The 8,422-nt window shown below is 70.4% G+C and carries 6 protein-coding genes; 3 read left to right on the forward strand and 3 right to left on the reverse strand.

Features of this window, described 5'->3' with window-relative positions; translation table 11 throughout:
- Positions 1 to 163: 163 nt before the first annotated feature.
- Complete coding sequence (locus ACFW9O_RS28005; protein ID WP_384613178.1) at positions 164 to 958, reverse strand: VOC family protein; 795 nt, start codon at positions 956 to 958, stop codon at positions 164 to 166.
- Positions 959 to 1,424: 466 nt separating this feature from the next.
- Here ACFW9O_RS28005 and ACFW9O_RS28010 point away from each other — a divergent pair, with 466 nt between their 5' ends.
- Positions 1,425 to 3,239 (forward strand): ABC transporter ATP-binding protein, encoded by a 1,815-nt coding sequence (locus ACFW9O_RS28010; RefSeq protein ID WP_384613180.1) that lies wholly within the window; start codon positions 1,425 to 1,427, stop codon positions 3,237 to 3,239.
- A gap of 43 nt (positions 3,240 to 3,282) precedes the next feature.
- Here the strand turns inward: ACFW9O_RS28010 and ACFW9O_RS28015 are convergent, their stop codons facing one another.
- On the reverse strand, positions 3,283 to 4,035 hold the full coding sequence (locus tag ACFW9O_RS28015; protein ID WP_384613182.1) for a hypothetical protein: 753 nt from the start codon (positions 4,033 to 4,035) through the stop codon (positions 3,283 to 3,285).
- Positions 4,036 to 4,128: 93 nt separating this feature from the next.
- On the reverse strand, positions 4,129 to 5,400 hold the full coding sequence (locus ACFW9O_RS28020) for an alpha-L-fucosidase (protein WP_384613184.1): 1,272 nt from the start codon (positions 5,398 to 5,400) through the stop codon (positions 4,129 to 4,131).
- Positions 5,401 to 5,800: 400 nt separating this feature from the next.
- On the opposite strand from ACFW9O_RS28020, the gene ACFW9O_RS28025 reads away from it, so the two are divergent.
- Together ACFW9O_RS28025 and ACFW9O_RS28030 are read left to right on the forward strand one after the other, a co-directional pair.
- A complete protein-coding gene (locus ACFW9O_RS28025; RefSeq protein ID WP_384613186.1) occupies positions 5,801 to 6,910 on the forward strand; it encodes a LacI family DNA-binding transcriptional regulator in 1,110 nt (369 codons plus the stop codon).
- Between the two features lie 116 nt (positions 6,911 to 7,026).
- Positions 7,027 to 8,334, forward strand: coding sequence for an ABC transporter substrate-binding protein (locus tag ACFW9O_RS28030; protein WP_384613188.1), 1,308 nt, complete (start codon positions 7,027 to 7,029; stop codon positions 8,332 to 8,334).
- The last annotated feature ends 88 nt before the right edge of the window (positions 8,335 to 8,422 follow it).

Below are 8,422 nucleotides of genomic sequence, written 5' to 3' on the forward strand. Positions count from 1 at the left end.
CATCCCCTACAGAATCCGCCGTCCTCGGGGCAGGCACAACCGCGGTACGTTCGCCCAAGGGATACCGCGGCGCATTCGCCGCCGTTCGGCCCACCGTGCCGGGAGCTCCACGGTGGTGCCGGCCGTCCCCGACCGGCACCACCGCCTCCTGCCGGGACAGGGCCTACATCGGGACCGGGGTCAGCACCACGAAGTCCGCGCCCGCCGGGTCGGCGCAGAGCGCCAGCCGCCCGACCCCCTCCGCGTCCTCGGGGCCCATCAGCACCGAGCCGCCGTTGGCCCGGACCCGCTCGACCGTGCTGTCGCAGTCCGCGGAGGCGAACACCGGATGCCAGTAGGACTGACCACCGGTCGCGACGAGCTGGTCGGCGGGCATCTCCATCAGGCCGCCGTGCATGCGCTCCGGTACCTGGCCGGCCGGGGTGATCATCGAGTACGTTCCGCCACCGCCCGGAAGGGGCATGTCCTGGGTCGTCCAGCCGAACAGGTTGCCGTAGAAGTCCTTGGCGCCGGCCGCGTCGGTCGTGTACATCTCGGTCCAGCACAGGGATCCCGGCTGGTCAGCGACCTCCAGCCCGTTCATCGTCCCCGGCTGCCAGACGGCGAACTGGGCACCGTGCGGGTCGGTGTACTGCGCCATCCGGCCCGCGCCGTCGGCGTCCGTCGGCTCGACCCGCACGGTGCCGCCGAGGCGCCGTACGGTCTCGGTCGTCGCTGTCGCGTCCGGCGTGTGGAAGTAGATCATCCACGCCGAACGGGCTCCCTCCTCGGTGAGCCGGCCCAGACCGCTGACCGCCTTGCCGTCCAGCTTGAAGAAGCCGTACTCCTCCGCACCAGGACCGAGGTTCTCGAACTCCCAGCCGAATACGGCGCCGTAGAAGGCCGCCGACGCCGCGACATCGCCCGCGCCGAGATCGAGCCAGCACGGGGAGCCCGGGACGAAGTCAGTAGTGATCACGGTGGTTCCTCGGGTCTCGGGGGACAGCACGGACGGTCAGGGAAGGTCACGCACCTCGTACTCAAGCAGCGTGCCACCGGGCACCGGCGCGCGCTTCCCGGACAGGGCGAACCGGTGCACCCCCGTGCGTCGCCCGCCCCCGGTCGGCGCCGTATCTCCGGTGCCGACCCCGCTCCGTGGCACGCCGACAGGGGTGGGGCTGACCCGATTGCGGCGTTGCCGGTGGCCGAGAAAAACGCGTGGACCCCCCCGACGCCGACGCGGGACACTGCGATTCCTGGCCCCCCGTACTCGCGCGGGCACATCGCCGCGAGCCGTGTGGGGGCTCCGCAGTCATGCCCTGCCCGGTCGGAAGGCGACCCCGCCGAGGCATGCAGCCGAACCGGATCGCCCCCGGCAGGCACCGCGACGACGCCTCCCCGGAGACGCTCGGAGCGGGCCTGCCGCACGACCGCACAGGGTGGGAATGGGACTGACCGAGCAACACGAGGAATCGCCGGGCAAAGGGTCCGTGCTCCTGGCACTTCGCTACTACGGGAGGGAGCTGGCCCGGCTCCGGTGGCTGACGGCACCCGCGATGCTGTCGCCGGCGCTGGGCAACATCGGCATCAACTACATCGCACCGCTGATCGTCGCGAAACTCGTCGGCCACATCGCCGACGGCGGCGCCACCACCTTCACTTCGATGATGCCCTACGTGCTGGGCTTCGCCGGCGTCCTGCTGCTCGCGGAGGCGTTCTGGCGCATCGGCCTGCACTTCCTGAACCGCCTCGACGCCCGCGGCATCGAGCACCTCTACGTGATCGGCATGGACGAACTGTTCGCCAAGGACGCCACGTTCTTCCACGAGAACTTCGCCGGGTCGCTGACCAAGCGGGTCCTGAGTTTCGCCTCGCGCTTCGAGGAGTTCGTCGACACCCTGACCTTCTCGGTCGTGGGAAGTTTCGTGCCGCTGCTGTTCGGGTCGATCGTGCTGTGGAGTTACGAACCGCTGCTCGTCGTAGGTCTCCTGACGATGATCGCTGTGACCGCCCTGTGCGTGATGCCCCTCATCCGCCGCCGGCAGGCGCTCGTGGACCAGCGCGAGGAGGCGATCGCCCAGGTGTCGGGCCACGTCGCCGACAGCCTCATGAACATGGACACCGTCCGGGCCTTCGGCGCCGAGCACCGCGAGGCCGCCGAGCACCGCTCACGCGTCGCGAAGTCGCGCCGGCTCACGTTGCGGTCCTGGGACTACGGCAACCTGCGCATCGACACGCTCGTCGCTCCGATGTCCGTGCTGACCAACGCCATGGGCCTGCTGCTCGCGGTGACTCTCGGCGGGGGCGGGCACGGCGTGGAGGCGGTCGTCGTCGCCTTCACGTACTACACCAACGCGACCCGGATCATGTTCGAGTTCAATCAGATCTACCGCCGCCTGGAGAGCTCGATGACGGAGGCCGGGCAGTTCACCGAACTGCTGCTGGAAAAGCCAGTCGTGCTCGACCCGCCGTCTCCGGAACCGCTGCTGTCGAAGGCCGCCGATGTCCGCTTCGAGCAGGTGACCTTCGCCCACGCGGGCGCGAAGCCGCTCTTCGAGCGCCTCGACCTCGATGTGAGCAGTGGCGCGAAGATCGGACTCGTCGGCCGGTCCGGCGGCGGGAAGACCACGCTCGGCCGACTGCTGCTCCGCATGACGGACATCGACTCCGGCCGGATCCTGATCGGGGGGCAGGACATCACCAAGCTGCGCCAGGCCGATCTGCGCAGCCTGATCGCCTACGTACCGCAGGACCCGGCGATGTTCCACCGCACCTTGCGGGACAACATCGCGTTCGCCCGGCCCGACGCCACCGAAGCCGAGATCCGCCGTGCGGCCGAGGCGGCTCACGTCACGGAGTTCGCCGACGCTCTGGCGGACGGCTTCGACACCATGGTGGGCGAGCGGGGCGTCAAGCTGTCCGGCGGCCAGCGGCAGCGGGTCGCCCTCGCCCGGGCGATCCTGCGCGACGCGCCGATCCTGCTGCTCGACGAGGCGACCAGCGCTCTGGACTCCGAAAGCGAAGTGCTCGTCCAGAAGGCGCTGTGGCACCTCATGGAGGGGCGGACCGCACTGGTGGTGGCGCACCGGCTCAGCACGGTCGCCACCATGGACCGGCTCGTCGTCCTGGACCGCGGGCGGATCGTCGAGCAGGGCACGCACCAGGAGCTGCTCGCATCCGACGGCACCTACGCGAAGCTGTGGCAGCACCAGTCGGGCGGCTTCCTGGACGATGCCCCCGCGCAGGCAGACCTGATCTGAACACCCGCCCCGAACCGGGACGCAGCCGACCCGGGGCGGGGCGTCACTCCGGCGGAGTCCCCGACGCGCGCCAGGCGGTCGCGAGTCCCTCCAGCCACGCCGGAGGCAGTTCCGCGTGCTCCCACTCCGCCCGGAGAGCTTCCGGTGCGGCGGTGAGGCGTTCGAGTACAGCGACGCTCGTGGGGGAGTGGAGCAGGGAGTAACGGCCGTGGACGGCGATGCGGCTGCCGGGCCCGTACTGCGCGTACACCTGAGCGATCCGCTCTCGGTGTGACGCGGTGAACTGCTCCAGCTGTCCCGCGTAGCCGACCCGTCCCACGACGCTCATCGTGCCGAGTACAGCGGTGAGGACCTCGTCCGACACCTCGGGGTCGAGGCCCGAGGCGTCGCTGAAGGAGCGACTGAGCGGCGTCACGGCGACCTTCGCACGCTCCACGTCCACCTGCCCGACGGGGTGATGGCCCCGTACGGTACCCCCTTCGGAACCGGACATCGCCGGGCCGATGGCACGCTCGAGGGCCCGCTCGGCGATGCGGGCGAGCTCGTCACGGACGGCCAGGGCACCGTCGTGCCGGCCGTTGGCGTACGCCTCACCCCGCTCGTCCGGCACGCCCTCCGCCTTCCCGACCTCGCTGTGCGCGTCCGCGATCGCGCCGGCCTCGACGAGCGCGATCAGCTCCTCGGCCTCGTCCCGGAAGACTCCCGCGCGGCCCAAGAGTTCAAGGAGGGTGTTCCTCGCGTTCATGACGCTGGCGGAGTCCAGCGGGTGCCGGCCCATTTCGGCGGTGTCGATCATGTCCTCCTCGTCGGCCGCGGTCGGGTGCTCGCGCAGTGTTTCAGCAGGACGTGGCTCTGTCGTCGCGCTTTCCGTGCCCCGGCCGTGAGGCTTTCAGCTGGGACGGCCGCCGTCCAGCTTCTCCACGGGCGTGTGCGCCTCCGGTCGAACCGGAGCGGTGCCGTGGCCCGTGCGGAAGCCGTGGACGGCGAGCAGGCGTGCGTGCGAGCCCGTCAACCGGATGCGGAGCTCGCGGACCTCGACGGCAGGGAAGGCATGGAGCCGGCGCACACCGACCGTGTGGCCGGAGGCGAGGACACGGTCGTCGGCGCGCACCTCGTGCCCGTCGATGTACTGCCCGTCGGACAGGTCCTCCCGCAGTTCCAGATGGTCCAGAACCACCGGCTCCGGGAAGCGGGCCACCACCGTGCCGTCCGCCCCGGCCGCCAGCGTGGCGGCCACCGGCCGTGCGAACCGGCGCCCCAGCTCTTCGCGAAGCTCCAGCAGCCGTCTCCGGTCGGCCGGGTCGATCCGTCCGCTGCGGTCCGGCGGGACGTTCAGGAGCAGTCCGGCGCCCAGGCCGACCGAGTGGTACCAGATGGCCAGCAGGTGGTCGAGGCTCTTGAGCGAGTCCAGGTCGTCCGGCTGCCAGAACCAGTTGCGGCGGATCGGTACGTCGCACTCGGGCGGCAGGTACCGGAGCCCGCCCAGCCGGGTCGTGCCGTCGTCGTACACGCTGATGCCCGTCGAATCGACCGTGTACCGGCACGGATCGGCGGCGAGCCCGTCCTCGTTGCCGACCCACCGGATCGTCGGGCGGCCCATGTTGAAGACCATGGCGTCCGGCTGGTGCTCGTCGACGACGGCCATGACGGCATCCCAGTCGTACGTACGCCCCTCGGAGCCCGCGCCGTCGAACCACAGCTCGCACAGCGGGCCGTAGCCGGTGCAAAGCTCGGTCAGCTGGCGCAGATAGAAGGCGTCGTAAGCCTCCGGATCGTCGTAGCAGTCGGCGTGACGATCCCACGGCGAGAGGTAGAGACCGAGTCCGATGCCTGCCGCGCGGCAGGCATCGGCCAGCTCGGCGACCACGTCGCCCCTGCCTTCGCGCCAGGGCGACGCGGCGACGGAGTAGTCCGTGGTGGCGGTCGGCCAGAGACAGAAGCCGTCGTGATGCTTGGCGGTCAGGACCACGTACGCGGCGCCTGCCGCGACCGCCGTCCTGACCCACTGCCGGGCGTCGAGTTCCGTCGGATCGAACGTGGCAGGGGCGAGCGAGCCGTCGCTCCACTCCTGCCCGTTGAAGGTGTTGATCCCGAAATGGAGGAACAGCCCGAAGCCGTCGTGCTGCCAGGCGAGTTGTGCGGCGGTGGGGCGAACGGGCACGGTGACCTCTCGTGAAAGGAGCGGGGGAGGAGTGTTTCGGGCGCCGTGGCGGACCCGCCGGTCGGTCGCGGCCCTTGATCCGTCCCGCCCGCTCCCAGGCTAGGAGCCCACCCCGGCCGGGCGCGTGGGTCCTGATCACCATCGCTGGTAAATTCTCACCGTCCCGTCGACCCGGCCGAGCCGGACAGCCCTGTGGCGGGTCGCCCGGCCGCCTCCCGCTCGAGCCACTCCGTCCGTCACCCCGCGGCTGCTGTTGCGTACGACGAGGCAGATCAGGCAGCGATGAGGCTCCGCACCGGAACGATCGTATTGAACGCAAACGTTCGATACGCTATCCACATACAGTGACCTGCGCGGAATCACTCTCCGCTTCCGTCCGGCCTTGCCCCAGGGGGAGCCCATGCGTCTGCACGTCGACCAGCGCCACGAGCGGGTGCTCGAACTCGTCCGGGAACGTGGCAGCCTCCGGGTTGCCGAGCTGGCGTCCGAGCTCGGGGTCTCCGCGGTGACCCTGCGGCGCGATGTGGAGGCTCTGGCGGCCCAGGGAAGGGTGCAGCGGCTGCACGGGGCCGTGGTGTGGCCGACGGAGCAGACCACCGCCGAGGTGGTGCAGCAGCCGTCGCCGGCCGCGGAGGGTGCGGTGATCGGAATGATCGTGCCGACCACCACATTGATCTTCGCCGACATCGTGCGGGGGGCGCGCGAGACCGTTGAGGCACAGGGTGGCCGCCTGGTGCTCGGGATGTCCGGCTACGTGGACACCGAGGACCCGGTACAGGCGGAGCACCTCCTGGCGGGCGGTGCCGAGGGCCTGCTGATCGCGCCCAGCTGGTTCGGCGGTGTGCCGGCCGACGGCCAGGAGAAGTGGTTGCTGGAGTGCGCCGTCCCGGCTGTGCTCATCGAGCGCTCGGCACCCGCGGGCAACCCCGCCGCGGTGCTCGACCGGGTGCGCACCGACCGGTCCCACGGTGCGGCGGAAGCAGTCGGTCACTTCGCGCATCTCGGTCACCGTGCGGTCGCCGCCGTACTTCAGGAAGGTCCGCACGCCGCGCAGATCACCGCGGGATACCTGGCCGCCGTGGAGGCGCTCGGGCTGACCCCCGTGGCCGGATCGCCGGCCATCAGGGGGCACGGCGAGTACGACGAGATGGCGGACTACCTGGTCGACGCGGTCGAGAACAGGGGGGTCACCGCGGTCCTCGTCCACAGCGACGAGGACGCGGTCGTGCTGGTCCCGCGCCTTCAGGCGCGCGGCATCAGCATCCCGTCCGACCTGGCCCTCATCGCGTACGACGACGAGGTGGCCGGGCTGTCCGACGTGCCGTTGACCGCGGTCGCCCCACCGACCCGCGCGGTCGGTGAGCTGGCGGCGAAGCTGCTCCTGCAGCGACTGGCCGAGCGCTCGTCGGGCCGGACACCGACGCCGCGCCAGCACCTCGATCTGCTGCCCGAGTTGCGGGTCAGGGCCTCCTGCGGAGCGAACGAGGGGACGAAGCAAGCATCAAAATGATCGTTGCCTGATCGATTTGATTGTTGTGCGCGTTCTCTCTTGACTGTGATCGATGTTGCGCAAATGATGTTCCTCGTTCGCCTCTCGCCCGTACGAGGTCTCGTAGGAGCCGTGCAATGTCGCGCACTTCACGTTCGTTCCGCATAGCCGCCGTGTCCTCCCTCGCCGCTCTGGGGCTGCTCGCCACAGCCTGCGGCGGGGACGACGGCTCGACCGACGCCGCTTCGGACGGCAAGCCGGTCACCATCAACTACTGGACCTGGACCCTGGGCGCCAAGGCGACCGCGGAGGAGTTCAACCGGACCCACAAGGACATCCAGGTCAAGTTCACGGAGATCCCGAGCTCCGCCGAGGGCTACAGCAAGATGGCCAACGCCGTGAAGGCGGGCAACGCTCCCGACGTGGCCACGATCGAGTACCAGATGGTCCCGGAGTTCGCCAGCCAGGGAAACCTGGTCGACCTCACCGAACTCGCCGGAGACACGGTCAAGGAGAAGTTCCCCCAGCCCATCCAGGACCTGGTCAACTTCGGCGGCAGGACCTGGACGGTCCCCTTCGACGCCGCGCCGCAGCTGTACTACTACCGCACCGACCTGTTCAAGAAGTACGGCATCGAAGTCCCCAAGACCTGGGACGAGTTCGAGACGGCCGCCACCAAGGTCAAGCAGCAGGACAAGAACGTCCGACTGGCCTCGATGCCCAAGTCGGACCCCGCCCTGCTCGCCGCACTGGCCTGGCAGGCCGACAGCAAGTGGTTCTCCATCAAGGGTGAGGCGTGGAAGCCCGCCGTCGACGACGCCGGGTCCAGGAAGGTCGCCGCCTACTGGGACGGGCTGATCAAGAACGACCTCGTGCAGACCTTCACCGGCTGGAGCCCGGAGGAGACCAAGGCCCGGATCGAGGGCAGGACCCTCAGCTTCCTCGGCGCCTCCTGGTCCGCGGGCGGCATGAAGACCTCCCTGCCCGACCTCGACGGCAAGTGGGCCGCGGCGCCCATGCCCAACTGGGGCACCGCCGCCAGCGGCAACTACGGCGGCACCTCCTACGGAGTCCTCAAGGGCAGCAAGCACGCCGAGGCGGCTGCCGAGTTCATCAAGTGGGTCACCACCGACGGCGCCGCGGTCAAGGCCCGGCTGAGCGACAAGAAGTCCCCCAGCAGCGCCCTGCCCGCCAACCCGGAGATGCGTGAGGTCGCCGCCGCACAGTTCGACACCTCGTACTTCAACGGCCAGGACATCTACGGGCTCGCCTCCGCGCAGGTCGACACCATCGTTCCCGGCTGGACCTGGGGCCCGAACCAGATGGACGTCTACACGGCGGTGCAGGACGCCTCGGCGAAGAGCGGCTTCAGCGGCGGCGTCGTCGCCGGCCAGCGCAAGGCCGAGTCGGGCATCGAGGACCGCGGGCTCAAGCTCGCCAAGTGACCCGTCGGGGGGCCGCCGCCCCCCCCCCCCCCCCCCCCCCCCCCGCCCCCCCCCCCCCCCCCGCCCCCCCCCCCCGCCCCCCCCCCGC

Source organism: Streptomyces sp. NPDC059499, from assembly GCF_042749285.1.
Taxonomy (GTDB): Bacteria; Actinomycetota; Actinomycetes; order Streptomycetales; family Streptomycetaceae; genus Streptomyces.